We start from the raw sequence: 15,830 nt of genomic DNA, 5'->3' as shown, positions 1-15,830 counted from the left end.
AGAACCACCACGGACGACCTCTCCCGGCCAACCCAGTGCCCGGGAGGAAGAGGTTTACGGGGATGTGGCGTGTTCAGTGGACACGCCGACGGTCAAGGTTACGGGGCCATGACCTGCAGGGTCAAACCGGGCCCGCCGGGGTGTGGGGCCGGTCACGCGGACCGGCCCCACACGCCGGGCGTCAGCCCTCGTCGCCCGCGTCTCCGGCGGCGGAGACCGTGGTGGTCTTCTTCGCCGTCGACTTCGCGGCGGCCGTCTTGGCCGCCTTCTTGGCCGTGGTCTTCTTGGCGGCCGTCTTCTTGGCCGCGGTCTTCTTCGCCACGGTCTTCTTGGCGGCGGCCTTCTTCGCCGTGGCCTTCTTGGCGGTCTTGCGGGCCGCCTTCTTGGCCGGAGCCGTCGCCTCGGCCACCTCCTCGGCCGTGACCTCGCCCGCCGGGGCCTCCTCCGCGGCCGACGGGACGACCACGACGGCCGCCTCCTCGGACGCGGTCGGCGCGGCGACCTTGCGCACGGCACGACGGCGCGGACGGGCCGGGGCGGCGCTCTCGGCGGGCGCCTCCGCGACCGGGGCGACCGGAGCGGCCGCAACCGGTGCCACGGCCTCCGCCTCGGGCTGGACCGCCGGTGCCTCGGCCGCGGGCGCGGTCTCGGGCACCGTCACCACGGCCGCCTCGGCGCCCGCCGGGGAACCGGCCGGCGCCGACACCTTCCGGGTCGCACGACGGCGCGTACGGCCCTTGGGCGCGGCCTCCTCGACGGCCTCGGCCTGCGGCGCCCGGACCACCTGGTCCTCGGCGGCCACCGGCTCGGCGAGGGCCTCGGCGGCGGGCTCCGGACGCACCGGGCGCGCCGTCGCCTCCTCGGCGGTGACGTCCTGCGCGGTCGGGGCCACGGCGGCCTCGGTCTTCAGGGCCTCCTCGATCCGTTCGCGGCGGACCTCGGCCTTCGGCGCGCCCGCCGGAGCCGACGCCCGGCGGCTCGCCCGGCGCCGCGTACGACCACGGGTGGCCGCCGCCTCCGCCTCGGCGACGCTGCTGTACAGCTCCTCGTCCGGCGCGAATTCGGGAGCGGGGAGCGCGACCGGCTCGGCGACCTCGGCGGCCACCTCCACTGCGGTCTCCACCTCGGGCTCGACGGCCTCACCGGTCTCGACGGCCACGGCGGCGGCCTCGTGCACGTGCTCCTGCGCGTCGGCACCACGGCCGCGCTTCTTGCGCTTGCCGCCACCGCCACCGGCGACGGCAACCGGCTGCTCCATGTGCACGATGACACCGCGGCCGTTGCAGTGCACGCAGGTCTCGGAGAAGGACTCCAGCAGGCCCTGGCCGACCCGCTTGCGGGTCATCTGCACCAAGCCCAGCGAGGTCACCTCGGCCACCTGGTGCTTCGTACGGTCGCGGCCCAGGCACTCCAGCAGGCGGCGCAGCACCAGGTCGCGGTTGGACTCCAGGACCATGTCGATGAAGTCGATCACGATGATGCCGCCGAGGTCGCGCAGCCGAAGCTGGCGCACGATCTCCTCGGCCGCCTCCAGGTTGTTCCTGGTGACCGTCTCCTCCAGGTTGCCGCCCTGGCCGGTGAACTTGCCGGTGTTGACGTCGATGACGACCATCGCCTCGGTCCGGTCGATCACCAGCGAACCGCCGCTGGGCAGCCAGACCTTGCGGTCGAGGGCCTTGGCGAGCTGCTCGTCGATCCGGTAGGTGGCGAAGACGTCGACCTCGGAGGTCCACTTCGACAGCCGGCCCGCCAGGTCCGGCGCGACGTGCGAGACGTACCCGTGGATCGTCTCCCAGGCGTCGCCACCGCTGACGATGACCTTGGAGAAGTCCTCGTTGAAGATGTCGCGCACGACCCGGACGGTCATGTCCGGCTCGCCGTACAGCAGCGTCGGCGCGTTGCCGTTCTTCGACTTCTTCTGGATGTCCTCCCACTGCGCCTGCAGCCGCTCGACGTCCCGGCGCAGCTCCTCCTCGCTCGCGCCCTCGGCGGCGGTGCGCACGATGACGCCCGCGTCCTCGGGGACGATCTTCTTGAGGATGGTCTTCAGCCGGGCCCGCTCGGTGTCGGGCAGCTTGCGGCTGATGCCGGTCATCGAGCCCTCGGGCACGTACACGAGGTAGCGGCCGGGGAGGGAGACCTGGCTGGTCAGACGGGCGCCCTTGTGCCCGATCGGGTCCTTGGTGACCTGGACGAGGACGGACTGCCCCGACTTCAGCGCGGACTCGATACGACGGGGACCGTTGGCCATCCCCAGCGCCTCGAAGTTGACCTCGCCGGCGTAGAGAACGGCGTTCCGCCCCTTGCCGATGTCGATGAAGGCGGCCTCCATCGACGGCAGCACGTTCTGGACCTTGCCCAGGTAGACGTTGCCGACGTACGAGGTCGACTGCTCCTTGTTGACGTAGTGCTCGACGAGCACGCCGTCCTCGAGGACGCCGATCTGCGTGCGCTCGCCGTGCTGACGCACGACCATCACGCGCTCGACGGCCTCGCGGCGGGCCAGGAACTCGGCCTCGGTGATGATCGGAACGCGGCGGCGCCCCTGCTCGCGACCCTCACGGCGGCGCTGCTTCTTGGCCTCCAGACGGGTCGAGCCCTTGATGGACTGCACCTCGTCGGACGGCTCGGCGGGCTTGCGCGGCTCGCGGACCTTGACGACGGTGCGCTCGGGGTCGCCTTCGCTGGGCGCGGTATCGACGGTGGTGTCACCGGCCCGGCGACGACGGCGACGGCGGCGACGGCTGCTGGAGCTGGACGCCCCGGCCTCCTCGTAGGCCTCCTCGGCGTCCTCTTCCTCCTGCTCGGCGGTGTCCTCGGCGTCCTGGGCCGCCTGCTCGGCGGCCAGTTCCTCGGCCTCCGCGTCCGCGCCCTCGCCCTCGGCGGCCTCACCGCGACGGCGACGGCGGCCACCACGACGGCGACGGCGGCGCGAACCGGACTCCTCGAAGCCCTCGGCGCCCTCCGTCTCCTCGGCCTCCTCGGCCTCCTCGGCCTCCTCGGCCTCCTCGCCCTCGGCGGGCTCCTCCGGCTCCTCCTCGGCAACGGGCTCGACGGCCCGGGTCTCCTCGGCACCCCGGCGGCGACGGCGACGGCGTGCACCGGTCTCGGCGCGCTCCTCCGCCTCCTCCTCGGGCTCCTCCGCCCCGGCGGCCTCGGCGGCGGCCTCGGCGGCGGCGCGCTCCGGGGTCTGGAACTTCGGCTCGGTGAACACCGGCGCCTGGAAGACGGCGACGGCCGGGCGGGCCGGCCGACGCGGGGCCTCGGCCTCGGCCTCCTCGCTCTCGGCGACCGGCGCGGGCTGCGTGGGCTGCGCGGGCTCGGCGAACCCGAACGTGGGGCGCACGGCCCGACGCCGGGTGCGACGCGGGGCGGCCTCCTCGGCGGGGGCCTGCGGCGCCTGCTCAGTGGTGTGCGTGGTCGCGGGAACCTCCGGGGTGTGCGCCTCGGCGGCGGAGACGGGTTCTGCCGGGGCCTCGGCGGCAGCGGACTCGGCGGACGTCGGCGCACCGGCGGGCGCGGACACCCGACGCGTGGCCCGACGCCGGGTACGACGCCCAGCACCCTCCTCATCGGCAACGAGCTCGGCGGCAACGGCAACCTCGGCCACCGGAGCCTCGGCGGACTCCTCAGCCGCAGCGGGCTCAGCGGCCGCCGGCGCACCGACGGGAGCGGACACCCGGCGCGTGGCCCGGCGGCGGGTACGACGCCCAGCGCCCTCCTCGTCGGCCATGGGCTCGGCAGACTCGGCGACGGCCTCAGCGGCCACGGGCTCGGCGGCAGCGGACTCGGCCGCCTTCGGCGCACCGGCGGGCGCGGAGGCGCGGCGGGTGGCACGGCGGCGCGGACGGGCGGCGGGCTCGGCCTCTTCCACGGCGGCGGGCTGCTCCTCGTCCTTCTCGGTCTCCGCGGCGGGCGCGGCCGGCACGACGGCCTCGACGGACGTCGGGGCACCGGCAGGTGCGGACGCCCGGCGCGTGGCCCGACGACGCGGACGCCCCGCGGGCGCGGCCTCCTCGGCAGCGGGTGCCTCGGCGGCGGCCGGGGCCTCCTCGCTCGCACCGGCCTCTTCGGCCTCGATCGCCGCTACGGCCTCTTCGGTTCCCTCAGCCTCAGCGGCCTCAATGGCCTCAGTCGCCTCGGCGAGCTCGTCGGACTCGGCGGCCGGTATGGCCGGCACGGTCACTTCGGCGTACGCCTCTCCCACGGCCGGCGAGCCCGCCGGGCGGGAGGCGGCACGGCGACGCCTGCGCGGCGGCAGGGTGTCGCTGGGAGTGTTCAGTTCAGAACCCTCAGTGGGTTCGATCGGCTCGAGCATGCGGGCGTTTCTCCCGTCAGGCTCCCGGGCGCCGCGCCTGGTCCGGCGTCGGTCCGCAAAGGCCGTACGCCGTTGACGTCCACGGCCCGCGCGGTGCGCGATGGCCGCCGTCCGGGGCGCGGGCGCCGCACGGGAGCACTCTGTGTCCTGTCTCGCCGGTTCCGTACGCCTTGTCGGTACGGCCTGGCGAAAGTCTTCTGGTCGGTGCGCTGCCCGACCCAGGTGGCTCCCGAGTACGAGGGCGGCGCTACGACGTCCGTCCCTACGCGGGACCTTCCGGCGTCGGCGCCGTCGCGGCGGCGGCCGGTTGGGCCGTCAGGGCCTCGGCTGCCTCGCGGTCGGGCGCGAGCGGGTCGGTCACCGTGCCGGTCTCTTCATCGAACAGCCCCTGCGCCAGCCTGGTCACCGCTGCGGGGACCGGCGGCGCCAGGTCGGCCACGGCGCGGAGACCGGACAGGACGTCGTCGGGTCGTACGGCAGGCGTCACGTGCCGAACAACCAGCCGCAGTATCGCACAGGGCTGGTCGCTAGGCCTATCAGCCGGTGAACCGTGCGTTTCCAGGCTCACCACGGCCGGGCGGGCGTCGAAGGTGCGGACGCCGTTCTTGGTCATCCGCTGGACCTCGACGGTCCCGGCCCGGTTGAACACGTCGACCGCGCACTCGGCGTCGACCGGGTCGACGCCGTCCAGCCGCAGCTCCCAGACGGAGGCCGTCAGCCGGTCGGCGAGGCCGGAGGTCCGTGCCTCGACCGCCTCGACGATGTCGAGCCCGGCGGGCATCGACTCGTCGAGGAGGACGCGCAGGGTCTCCGGGTCGCGCGGTGCGGTGAGCGCGATCTCCAGGTACTCCGCCTCACTGCCCGTGCCGGTGGGTGCGGCATTGGCGTACGACACCTTCGGGTGCGGCGTGAATCCGGCCGAGTACGCCATGGGCACCTCGGCGCGGCGCAGCGCACGCTCGAAGGCGCGCTGGAAGTCTCGGTGGCTGGTGAACCTCAGGCGGCCGCGCTTGGTGTAGCGCAGTCGGATGCGCTGCACCGCGGGTGCGGGCGGCGGGCCTTCGGGCTGTCGCTTGCCCAGTGTCCTAGTCCTTCGTGAGTGCGGTCGTACTGCTGCCAAGAGTACGTGTCGCGGGCCGCTGAAGTTCCCGCCGGTCCACCGGGGCCGGCTGCCTCGGCTCGCCGAACAGCATCCGCCGGACGTCGGCGCGGGCCTGCCGTACCGTGTCGCGGGCACCGGCCAGCGCCTCGCGGACAGCCCGGCCCACCACGCGCGCCCCCTCGGCGGCGGGCCGCAGCACGGCGTCCCGGACGAGGTGGCCGACCGGGGTGAGCACGGTCCGGTACACCCAGCGCAGCGGCTCCACAAAGATCCACCGGAAGCGGGTTGCGAGCGCACGGCCGACGGCGCGCGAGATCCGTCCGGCGATCCGCCACGCGTGCCCGAGGGCGTCGCCGACCTCGCGCGCCACCACAGCGAGGAACCGGCCGACGGGGGCGAGAACCCAGCGCCACAGCGCGAGGGCGGGCAGGACCAGGAGGACGCGGAGGGTCCCGTACAGGGCCACCCCGATACCGGTGCCGATCATGCCCAGGAGCCACCCCAGCCCTCGTACGCACCGGGCGACGGCACGGCCGACGGGCGTGAGGACCCGGTCGTACAGCCATCGCGCGGGCACGACGAGCAGGTACCGGGCCAGCCGGGCGACGGCCGTGTACACGCCGATGCCCACGGCGGCGAGTACCGCGGCGATGCCCCTCAGCAGCCGGCTGACCGCGTGCCCGACCGGGCTGAGCACATGCGCGTACACCCATGCCAGCCCGGCTGCCACCCCGCGGCCCAGCCGTACGACGGCGTGCCCCACGGGCGTGAGCACGCGCGCGTACACCCATGCCGCCGGTACGACGACGAGGACGGTGGCGAGCCGGGCGAGCGCCCTGCCGACGGGGACCAGGACATGGCGCCACAGGCCCACCAACGGCCATACGAACAGGGCCGTTCCGAGCCACAGCAGCGCCCGGCCGAGCGGCCTGAGCACGGTGTCCCGCAGAAACCTTCCGGTGACGACGAGGGCGTCCCACGCCATCCGCACCGGCACCACCAGCACCAGGACGACGATCCGCAGCGGCACGCGGATCGCGACGGTCAGGCACCCTTCCGGCTGCCGGGTCCGGGGAGCCGGCTCGTGGAGTTCCATACCGGGGTAGACGCCGGAACAGCCCGTTCGGATCCGGCGCCGGAGACAGGCGCCGCGAGGGCACCCCGGGTGCCCACAAACCCCCACCCGAACAGGGCGGATGTCACGGACACACCTGGCCGCCGCCGTCGGGTCCGTCGTCCGTCACGGCGCCGATGGTGCTGGCGAGGGCGCGTATCCCGGCGACGATCTCGCGGGCGGTGGGAGCCGAGCCCGGATCCGTGAGCCACTGCGTCATGACGCCCGTGAGAAGGGCCATGTGCACGGCGCCCAGGGTGCGAGCCGTCGTCTCGTCGACCTGTTCCTCGGACGTGCCGCACAGAACCGCCGCGAGACCTCGGCGTCCCTGGACCTGCCCGCCGGCCAGGTAACGCCGCAGGTCCTGGGAGTGTTCGGCCTGGGCCAGCGCCTCGACGGAAGCGGCCCACAGCGTGCGGTCGGTCTCGAAGGACTCGATGATCGCGTCCCACATCGCCTCGTACCGCTCGCCCGCGGTGCCGCCGGGCCCGCCGAACGACGCCAGGGCACGGCCCAGCCGGGTGCCCCACTCGTCGATCGCCTCGATGAGCGCGGCGGTCAGCAGCGCTTCCCGGGAGCCGAAGTGGTAGCCGATGGCGGCCATGCTGACGCCGCCCGCAGCGGCCGAGATGTCGCGCACCGACGTACGGGCCCACCCCTTCTCCTCCAGGCATTGCCTGGCCCCGGCCAGCAGATCCTCGCGGTTTCCCATGCCGGCGACGCTATCCGACCCCCTCCGTCGATCTCGATTTATACGCACGTCTTATACATTCGTATTGCGCGCTCGCCCAACTCGCGGATACGGTTCTGCCATCGCAACCGAGCGACCTGAACGCAAGGGGGACCTCCATGACCGACAACGCCACTCGGGCCACTCTGGACCTCGACGGCCGCCGCCTGTCGTACCTGGACTTCGGCGGCACCGGCCGCCCGCTGATCGCCCTGCACGGGCACCTGTCCGAGGGCGCCACGTTCGCCCCGCTCGCCCGGGCGCTCGGCCCCACCTGGCACCTGATCGCACCGGACCAGCGCGGCCAGGGCGAGTCGGACCGCGCCGCCGACTACTCACGCGAGGGCTACCTCACTGACACCGAAGCCCTCTTCGACCACCTGGGGCTCGACCGGGCCGTCCTGCTCGGCCACTCCCTCGGGGCCATCAACGCCTATCAGTTCGCCGCCCAACACCCCGAGCGCGTCAGCGCCCTGATCAACGTGGAGGGTGCCGCCGCTCTCGGCCTGGACGGCTCCAACCCCTTCGGCTTCCTGCTCGCCCTGCCGTACGAAGCCCCCACCCGCAAGGCACTCATCGAGGGCATGGGACCGGCGGCCCCGTACTTCTCCGACCGCCTGCGGCAGAACTCCGACGGCAGCTGGCGGCTCCCCTTCCATCCCCAGGAGATGTACGAGTCCGAGGACCAGGTGCACGGCGACCACTGGGACGACTGGACCGCCACCACCTGCCCCGCCCTGCTGCTCCGCGGCACCAAGGGCGTCATCACCTCCGAGCAGGCCACGGCCATGACCGAACGCCGGCCCGGTACCCGGCTGGTGGAACTCGATGCCGACCACACGCTGCCCACCAGTGCACCGACCGAGTTCGCCGACGCCGTCCGCGCGTTCCTCGCCACCTTGTGACGGTCGCGGACCGCAGGCGGCGTCCATGGTGCGTGTCCGCCCGGTCAGTCGCGGAGGTCTCCGAGCCGGCGCAGGGCGCTCAGGCTCGGCAGGAAGCAGTACTCGCCTCCACGGGTGACGACGAAACGGGGCAGCGGAGCCAGGCGGCGCCGCACCGGTCGCCGGGGAATGGTGTAGCCGGCTTCCCCGTCCGCGGCGCCGACCACGGGGTCCATCGCGTTGCCGGCCCCGAAGAAGACGCCGTCGTTCATCCACTGCGACTGGACGAACTCGAACTGCCGGCCCAGGTGGGCGCCGATGAACGCGAACATCAGGCCGCGGTCCGCTCCGTCGTCCTCCAGCACGCCATCGGGCAATGGCGGTCCGTAGACGGCGCCGCGCCGGATCATGCGGTGCAGCCGTACCTCTCCGGCCACCGAGGCGTCGCGCGGGTTGGCCCGGCGGATGTGGCAGCCACCGGGCGTGGTGAATCCCATCGGGTCGTCCTGCTCGTACAGGAAGGTGTTACGGCGGTGGGGGTCGGAGCCGAGGGTGGGGTCGTCGTGCTCCGAGGCGAGCGCCAGAGGGGCTCCGCTGCGCCAGCGCCCCATGATCTTCGCGGCGATCAGCTCCTCGTCCCCGGCCCCGGCGGAGTTGTCCCTCAGATAGCGCCTGAAGGCGGCGACGTCCTGGTGGAGTTTGCGGAAGACCGCATAACTGCCGTTACGTCCCAGCACGGCCGGCTGCGGCGTCTGGACGCCGCCGATCTCGTCCGGGTAGCCGAGAACGAACTCCCCACTCTTCAAGGGCACTTCCAACTCATTGGACCCCGGGATGCCGCTGCCTTCGACGGCCGGATGGCTGACGCCGTCGAGGTAGCCGAAGTGCTCCTTCTCGGTGGACAGCGCGTAGCAGTCCTGCCGCCAGATCGCCGTCACACCGGGCAGGCGGTCGTAGGCGGGACGGGCGCGGTCGATGGCCTCCTCCAGGCGCGGGGGGTCGGGCGCGATCGCCGTGATCACCACATGGACGTCGTGCGTGCCGAGGGGTGCTTCCCAGTGCTCTGGGCTGCTGTCGCCCTCGTCGCGCAGCGCTCGTGCGCGGGCTGCCATGCCCTGCCGGAACTCCCAGGCGAACGACTCCAGCGATGGGCGCGGCACCCCCAGAGCCTCAAGGCCCCAGTAGGTGACGGCGACGCTGACCCAGGTGTCCCCCAGGGGGCTGGAGGTGTCGGCGGCGGAGGTCGTCACCGCGCTAGCCCGCCGCATCAGCTCGCGGCCCTGGGTGCGGTCGTCGATGCGGAAGACCAGGTACGTCGCCGCGTACGGGGTGGGGCGTGGGCTGAGGACCCCGCGCTGGATGTCGTCGAGTTCCAGTGTGACGTGGGTGGATGCGCTCACGCCGGCCTCCCTGCGGCATCGCTACGTAACGAGGTTGCGCCAGAAATTCCGCAGGCTGTCGTCGGCGCCGAAGAGCGTGCTGAAGATCGTGGAGTCGGCCAGCAGCACGTCTGCCGCGCGGTCGTCGCCGGGGGGCATCCACAGGAACATGTTGAACTCGGTGTTCCCGTCCTCGGTGAACGGATGGGGCCGGGACATGTCGATCGGCTGCCGGGCCAGCACATGGATGGCCTTCGGCTCGTCACTCGTCACCGCGTAGTGCGGCAGGTGCATGTGGAAGTTGAAGTTCGTGACCCCGTTCAGCCACCCCTTTTCATCCAGGTCCGGGACGGTCGACAAAGGAGCGATCCGGTTGCCCTCACCGGTGGCGGGACGCAGCCCGTACCGGTTGATGACCGGCACGCCCAGGCCTTTCATCAGGTCCCTGACGTAGGTGGCGAACCGCTGCTGGCGCGGCACCAGGGGATCGCCGTGGTGGCGGTACTCCACCTCCCGCACGGACAGATCGTCCGACGCGCCGACGTCGTGGTGGGGTCCCAGGACCAGGCGGGCTTCCTCCCGGGCGAGGAAGGCCCGCAGCGCCTCGATCTCCCCCGGCTCGGCTTCCTGCCCGGTGATCATGTGGTCCAGTCCGAAGACGAACAGGACGTCCGTGTCGTCGAGCACCCGCTCATCGAGCGGGGTAGGGAATCCGGCCTGGTCGATGCGCTGGTAGACCGGGACGGGATGCCCGGTCACCTCCTGGACGAAGTCCTGGAACGGCACCCAGGCCCAGAAGAACAACTCAAGCGACCCCGCGATGCCCTGCTGGAACCGATAGGGGTCCGACCACTTCGGGTCCTCGTACGCCGGCCACGCCACCCGTCTGACCTCGGTCATCGTGGAGAACCGGTTGTCCAGCTCGGCCGCGTTCCGACCTGCCTCGGCCGGATAGCTCCACGAGACGTAGATGCTCACGCGCCGCCCGGCAGGGGTGTCCTTCCGAGGGACGTGCCGCTGGTTGTAGACCCGCGCTGTTCTGGCCTCGCCCATCGCCCAGCTCCCAGCCTCACTGCATCTGGTCCAGCATCTCCGACAGAGCGCTCTTGATCCGCAACGCCTTCTTGATCTCGTCCGCCGTCACGTACGGATACTCCCCGTACTCGATGAAGCTCGGACAGTGGTGATCCCGGACGAATCTGCCGAACGCCTCCGGATTGGTCCGCCAGTCCTCCGGAAACCCCTCCAGATGCTCGAACGCCGTACTCACGCCCGCCTTTGAGAACAGCGCGACAGCGTCCTCGGTGTATTTGTCGAAGTCGGTGTCGAAGATCCCCTGATACATGAAGCGCGTGTCGTCGTCGAAGAGCACCCAGCGCAAGTAGTGCAGCTTCAACGGTGCGAGGAGATACGGATCCTGTTCCAGTGCCTTGGCCAGTGCGTAGCCGTACTCCCGCATCGCATCGGCGTGGCCGGGCTTGACCCGCGCGACAATGGTGAATCCATAGCACGCCGGAGTCCTGGGAAATACGGGCCCGTACTTCCCCTGCTCGAGATGATCCGTCTCCTTGGGGAGAACGACCGCCGCAGGCTTGATCTCCATGTCCACCTCCCGCCATCCCGTGGCCGGGCGCATTCATTTTCCCGCCGGATCGCTCGGCGCGCGCGGCGGGCCGGCGTAGATGGCCGACACCCAAGCAATCGGCTGATGTTGCGGAGGCCGCAGGTCAGGAAAGCGGAAGAGGCTGCTCCGTCCAGACTGTCTTGCCGTCATGGGTGTAGCGGGTGCCCCACCGCTCCGTGAGCTGCGCGACCAGGAAGAGCCCGCGTCCGCCCTCGTCCGTACTGAGGGCCCGTCGGAGGTGGGGGGACGTGTGGCTGGTGTCGGACACCTCGCAGATCAGACAGTGCGTACGGATGAGACGCAAGGTGACGGGGCCGGCTGCGTACCGGTAGGTGTTGGTGACGAGTTCGCTGGCGACCAGCTCGGTGGTGAAGGCCAGATCGGCCAGCCCCCATTCGGTCAGTTTCGCCGTGGTCAGCTCTCTGGCGCGGGCGGCAGCGGTCGCTTCCAAGGGCAGCTGCCATGAGGCGACATTCTCTGGCCGGAGCACCCGGGTACGTGCGATGAGCAGCGCGATGTCGTCAGCGGGGAGGTGGTCCTTGGGCAGCAGCGCATCGACCACGGCGTGGCAGGTCTGGTCCACCGGTTCTGTGGCGCGGGTGAGACATGCGCGCAAGGTCTCCAGCGCGGTGTCAATGTCGCCATTGCGTGCCTCCAGCAGGCCGTTGCTGTAGAGCGCGAGCAGGCTGCCTTCTGGGAGCTCCAGATCGTATGTTTCGAACGGCAGTCCGCCCAGGCCCAGCGGCGGACCGGCGGGCAGATCGAGCACAGTCACCTCGCCATCCGGGGTGGACACCGCCGGCGCCGGATGGCCGGCGCGTGCCAGGAAGCAGTGCTGGGAGACCGGATCGTAGACCGCGTACAGGCAGGTGGCTCCGAGTATCTGCTCGATCGCCCACTGGTTGCCGTCAGCGTTCGCCTCCATCTCGGCGGCCAGCAGACTGACCAGATCGTCCAGCCGCGCGACCACCTCGTCGGGTTCCAGGTCGAGGCTCGCGAGGGTACGCACGGCGGCGCGCAGCCGGCCCATCGAGGCCGCTGCGTGAATGCCGTGCCCGACCACGTCGCCCACGACGAGGGCGACCCGGGCGCCTGACAGCGGGATCACGTCGAACCAGTCACCGCCGACGCCCGGTTCGCCGCTGGCCGGGAGGTACCGGCAAGCCACCTCCACAGCCGGCAGGTCGGACCCTGTCTTCGGCAGCAGGCTGCGCTGAAGCGTGAGAGCGGCGCTCTGCTGTTGCGTGAAGCGGCGCGCGTTGTCGATGCAGACGGCGGCACGCGAGGAGAACTCATCGGCCACTGCAGCATCCTCACCTTCAAAAGGCTCCGAATTGCCCGACCGCCACAGGCTCACCACGCCCAGGACCCAGCCGCGTGCGACGAGGGGTACCGCGATCAACGAATGAACTCCGAGCCCCATGGCGATCTCGACGCGCCGGCGGTCCATTGCGTACCACTCGGGGCGGAGGGACAAGTGCTTCTCGAGAATCGGACGACGCTCGGCCAGGCACCGCGCCTGTGGAGATTCCGGAAGCAGCGGGACCACTTCGCCTTCCTGGAGCGGAACGCGGCGTTCTGGTGGTATGAGGGCAGCCCGGATCAGCGTACCTGTCGCACCGGGCACGGGATCGTCACCGTACGTCACGGGTTTGAGGAGGTCGACCGAGCAGTAGTCGGCCAGGCCGTGGACGGCCACCTCGGCCAGTTCCCGAGCGGTCTGTGCCACGTCCAGCGAGGTTCCGATGCGGGCGCTCGCCTCGTTCAGCAGGGCGAGCCTGCGTTGCGCCCGGTGGCGCTCGGTCACGTCCTCGATCGTCTCGGCCACGCCGAGAACCCGGCCCGAGGCGTCTTCCATCCGGAACGCCGAGACGGACACGATCCGCTCCCGACCCGGATCGTGGCGTGCCCGAGCGGACTGCTCCGTGAAGATCAGCGGCTCACCGGTCTCCAGGACGTGCCGGACCCGTTCATCTGCCGGACCCGCGTCCTCGTCGACCAGGAACTCGCGGGGGCGGTGGCCCACCGGCGCCTCGGCCGGGACGCCACTCGCCTTTGCGACCGCACGGTTGACCCGAATCACTTTCCTGTCCGGGCCGTAAGTGACCAGACCGATCGGGGACCGGCGGTACAAGCCGTCCAGCAGCGCACGGTCCCGCTGCCAGGCAATGACATCGGCGGCAGGAGCGCCGACCAGAAGCCACTCCTGACCACCCCCCTCCCGGGTGACCGCACGGGCCCGGAAACCCATCTCCACACGGCGCCCGTCCCGGTGCCGGACGGGCAGGACGCCGAACCATCCTCCCGCCTTCACGGCCTCTACGACGATGGACCGCGCGACAGGCAGGTCACGGGCATCGACCAGGAGGGTCTGCCACGCCCGTCCGATCACATCCTCGGCCGTATAGCCCAGCAGCTCCTCCGCACGTGTGCTCCAGGCGACCACCGTGCCTTGATCGTCGAGCGCAGCCGAGGCCCCACGCCCGAGGGCGAACGGATCCTCAGGGCTCTCGCTGAAATGCGTCGACGGTGTCCCCATAGCCACCACCCTGCCTCCGTGACTCGATGTTCCTCCCGGCGGTCTCCGTCCGCGACTCTTCCGTTCCCCTCGGCCCGGAGCTTCGGCAGGAATGTCATGGCGACACTGAGGAGCCCCTTGCCGCCAGGCAAGGGGCTCAACGGCTCACACAGTCATCCGTCAGTGCACGTGCCCACTCGATGCCGGCGCCGGACCCGCGTTCTTGACCGTCAGAGGGAGCAGCTTCTTGCCGGTCGGGCCGATCTGGATGTGGGTGTCCATCTGCGGGCAGACCCCGCAGTCGAAGCAAGGGGTCCAGCGGCAGTCCTCGACCTCTGTTTCGTCGAGGGCGTCCTGCCAGTCCTCCCAGAGCCAGTCCTTGTCCAGGCCGGAGTCGAGGTGGTCCCAGGGGAGGACCTCCTCGTAGGTGCGCTCGCGGGTGGTGTACCAGTCGACGTCGACGCCGAAGGGGGCGAGGGCCTTGTCGGCGCAGGCCATCCAGCGGTCGTAGGAGAAGTGCTCGCGCCAGCCGTCGAAGCGGCCGCCGTCGTCGTACACCGCGCGGATCACCGCGCCGATGCGGCGGTCGCCGCGGGAGAGGAGGCCCTCGACGATGCCCGGCTTGCCGTCGTGGTAGCGGAAGCCGATCGAGCGGCCGTACTTCTTGTCGCCGCGGATCTTGTCCCTCAGTTTGGCCAGGCGGGCGTCCGTCTCCTCCGCGGAGAGCTGGGGCGCCCACTGGAAGGGGGTGTGGGGCTTGGGGACGAAACCGCCGATCGAGACCGTGCAGCGGATGTCGTTGGAGCCCGAGACCTCGCGGCCCTTCTGGATGACGTGGGTCGCCATGTCGGCGATCTGGAGGACGTCGTCGTCGGTCTCCGTGGGCAGGCCGCACATGAAGTACAGCTTCACCTGGCGCCAGCCGTTGCCGTAGGCCGTGGCGACGGTACGGATCAGGTCGTCCTCGGAGACCATCTTGTTGATGACCTTGCGGATGCGCTCCGAGCCGCCCTCGGGGGCGAAGGTCAGGCCCGAGCGGCGGCCGTTCCTCGTCAGCTCGTTCGCCAGGTCGATGTTGAAGGCGTCGACGCGGGTGGAGGGCAGCGAGAGGCCGATCTTGTCGTCCTCGTAGCGGTCGGCCAGGCCCTTGGCGATGTCGCCGATCTCCGAGTGGTCCGCCGAGGACAGGGAGAGGAGGCCCACCTCCTCGAAGCCGGTTGCCTTCAGGCCCCTGTCGACCATCTCGCCGATGCCCGTGATCGAGCGCTCGCGCACCGGGCGGGTGATCATGCCGGCCTGGCAGAAGCGGCAGCCGCGGGTGCAGCCACGGAAGATCTCCACCGACATGCGCTCGTGGACCGTCTCGGCCAGGGGGACCAGCGGCTGCTTGGGGTAGGGCCACTCGTCCAGGTCCATGACCGTGTGCTTCGACACGCGCCAGGGGACACCGCTCTTGTTGGGGACCACGCGGGCGATACGGCCGTCGGGGAGGTACTCGACGTCGTAGAACGCCGGGACGTAGACCCCGCCCGTCTTCGCCAGGCGGAACAGGACCTCCTCGCGGCCGCCGGGGCTGCCCTCGGCCTTCCACGCGCGGATGATCCGGGTCATGTCCAGCACGGCCTGCTCGCCGTCGCCGATGACCGCCGCGTCGATGAAGTCGGCGATCGGCTCGGGGTTGAAGGCGGCGTGGCCGCCGGCCAGGACGATCGGGTCGTCGTCCGTGCGGTCCTTGGACTCCAGGGGAATACCTGCCAGGTCCAGGGCCGTCAGCATGTTCGTGTAGCCCAGCTCCGTGGAGAAGCTCAGGCCGAGCACGTCGAACGACTTCACGGGGCGGTGGGTGTCCACCGTGAACTGCGGGACGCCGTGCTCGCGCATCAGCGCCTCCAGGTCCGGCCACACGCTGTAGGTGCGCTCGGCGAGGACGCCCTCCTGCTCGTTGAGGACCTCGTAGAGGATCTGGACGCCCTGGTTGGGCAGGCCGACCTCGTACGCGTCCGGGTACATGAGTGCCCAGCGGACGTCGCACTCGTCCCAGTCCTTGACGGTGGAGTTGAGCTCTCCGCCGACGTACTGGATGGGCTTCTGCACGTGCGGGAGCAGTGCTTCGAGCTGCGGGAACACCGACTCGGCGGCTTCGGCAGGCATCTCGCGAACC

The 15,830-nt window shown here is 71.2% G+C and carries 10 protein-coding genes; 1 reads left to right on the top strand and 9 read right to left on the bottom strand.

All coding sequences use genetic code 11. From position 1 onward, the window contains the following. Positions 1–181 precede the first annotated feature (181 nt). From ACWC2T_RS00200 to ACWC2T_RS00185, 4 genes are all read right to left on the bottom strand, one after another. Entirely contained in the window at positions 182–4,318 is a 4,137-nt protein-coding gene (locus ACWC2T_RS00200; RefSeq protein ID WP_450668203.1) for an Rne/Rng family ribonuclease, read from the bottom strand. A gap of 262 nt (positions 4,319–4,580) precedes the next feature. After that, positions 4,581–5,357: a TIGR03936 family radical SAM-associated protein gene (locus ACWC2T_RS00195; RefSeq protein ID WP_450668202.1), complete on the bottom strand. Its 777-nt coding sequence runs from the start codon at positions 5,355–5,357 to the stop codon at positions 4,581–4,583. Between the two features lie 46 nt (positions 5,358–5,403). Continuing rightward, positions 5,404–6,516: a hypothetical protein gene (locus ACWC2T_RS00190; RefSeq protein WP_450668201.1), complete on the bottom strand. Its 1,113-nt coding sequence runs from the start codon at positions 6,514–6,516 to the stop codon at positions 5,404–5,406. Between the two features lie 103 nt (positions 6,517–6,619). Continuing rightward, positions 6,620–7,246, bottom strand: coding sequence for a TetR/AcrR family transcriptional regulator (locus ACWC2T_RS00185; RefSeq protein WP_450668200.1), 627 nt, complete (start codon positions 7,244–7,246; stop codon positions 6,620–6,622). 137 nt (positions 7,247–7,383) lie between these two features. On the opposite strand from ACWC2T_RS00185, the gene ACWC2T_RS00180 reads away from it, so the two are divergent. Continuing rightward, positions 7,384–8,169: an alpha/beta fold hydrolase gene (locus ACWC2T_RS00180; protein WP_450668199.1), complete on the top strand. Its 786-nt coding sequence runs from the start codon at positions 7,384–7,386 to the stop codon at positions 8,167–8,169. Positions 8,170–8,213: 44 nt separating this feature from the next. Here ACWC2T_RS00180 and ACWC2T_RS00175 read toward each other — a convergent pair whose 3' ends face one another. From ACWC2T_RS00175 to ACWC2T_RS00155, 5 genes are all read right to left on the bottom strand, one after another. After that, complete coding sequence (locus tag ACWC2T_RS00175) at positions 8,214–9,548, bottom strand: Dyp-type peroxidase (protein WP_450668198.1); 1,335 nt, start codon at positions 9,546–9,548, stop codon at positions 8,214–8,216. Between the two features lie 21 nt (positions 9,549–9,569). Further along, a complete protein-coding gene (locus ACWC2T_RS00170; protein WP_450668197.1) occupies positions 9,570–10,580 on the bottom strand; it encodes a hypothetical protein in 1,011 nt (336 codons plus the stop codon). A gap of 16 nt (positions 10,581–10,596) precedes the next feature. Then, the gene (locus ACWC2T_RS00165) at positions 10,597–11,130 is read right to left on the bottom strand and encodes a hypothetical protein (RefSeq protein ID WP_450668196.1); all 534 of its coding nucleotides are present in this window, start codon (positions 11,128–11,130) and stop codon (positions 10,597–10,599) included. A gap of 124 nt (positions 11,131–11,254) precedes the next feature. Beyond that, entirely contained in the window at positions 11,255–13,690 is a 2,436-nt protein-coding gene (locus tag ACWC2T_RS00160; protein WP_450668195.1) for a SpoIIE family protein phosphatase, read from the bottom strand. 159 nt (positions 13,691–13,849) lie between these two features. Continuing rightward, the gene (locus ACWC2T_RS00155; protein WP_450668194.1) at positions 13,850–15,820 is read right to left on the bottom strand and encodes a TIGR03960 family B12-binding radical SAM protein; all 1,971 of its coding nucleotides are present in this window, start codon (positions 15,818–15,820) and stop codon (positions 13,850–13,852) included. Positions 15,821–15,830: the final 10 nt, after the last annotated feature.

It is taken from the genome of Streptomyces sp. NPDC001393, from assembly GCF_053597455.1.
The sequence above is the reverse complement of the archived record's forward strand: the minus strand, read 5'-3'. Positions and strand labels throughout refer to the sequence as shown.

Bases quoted from the DNA above. Each gene is read 5' to 3' on its own strand.
- ACWC2T_RS00200 (WP_450668203.1), bottom strand. From the start codon at position 4,318: ATGCTCGAGCCGATCGAACCCACTGAGGGTTCTGAACTGAACACTCCC.
- ACWC2T_RS00155 (WP_450668194.1), bottom strand. From the start codon at position 15,820: ATGCCTGCCGAAGCCGCCGAGTCGGTGTTCCCGCAGCTCGAAGCACTG.
- ACWC2T_RS00165 (WP_450668196.1), bottom strand. From the start codon at position 11,130: ATGGAGATCAAGCCTGCGGCGGTCGTTCTCCCCAAGGAGACGGATCAT.
- ACWC2T_RS00160 (WP_450668195.1), bottom strand. From the start codon at position 13,690: ATGGGGACACCGTCGACGCATTTCAGCGAGAGCCCTGAGGATCCGTTC.
- ACWC2T_RS00185 (WP_450668200.1), bottom strand. From the start codon at position 7,246: ATGGGAAACCGCGAGGATCTGCTGGCCGGGGCCAGGCAATGCCTGGAG.
- ACWC2T_RS00190 (WP_450668201.1), bottom strand. From the start codon at position 6,516: ATGGAACTCCACGAGCCGGCTCCCCGGACCCGGCAGCCGGAAGGGTGC.
- ACWC2T_RS00170 (WP_450668197.1), bottom strand. From the start codon at position 10,580: ATGGGCGAGGCCAGAACAGCGCGGGTCTACAACCAGCGGCACGTCCCT.
- ACWC2T_RS00180 (WP_450668199.1), top strand. From the start codon at position 7,384: ATGACCGACAACGCCACTCGGGCCACTCTGGACCTCGACGGCCGCCGC.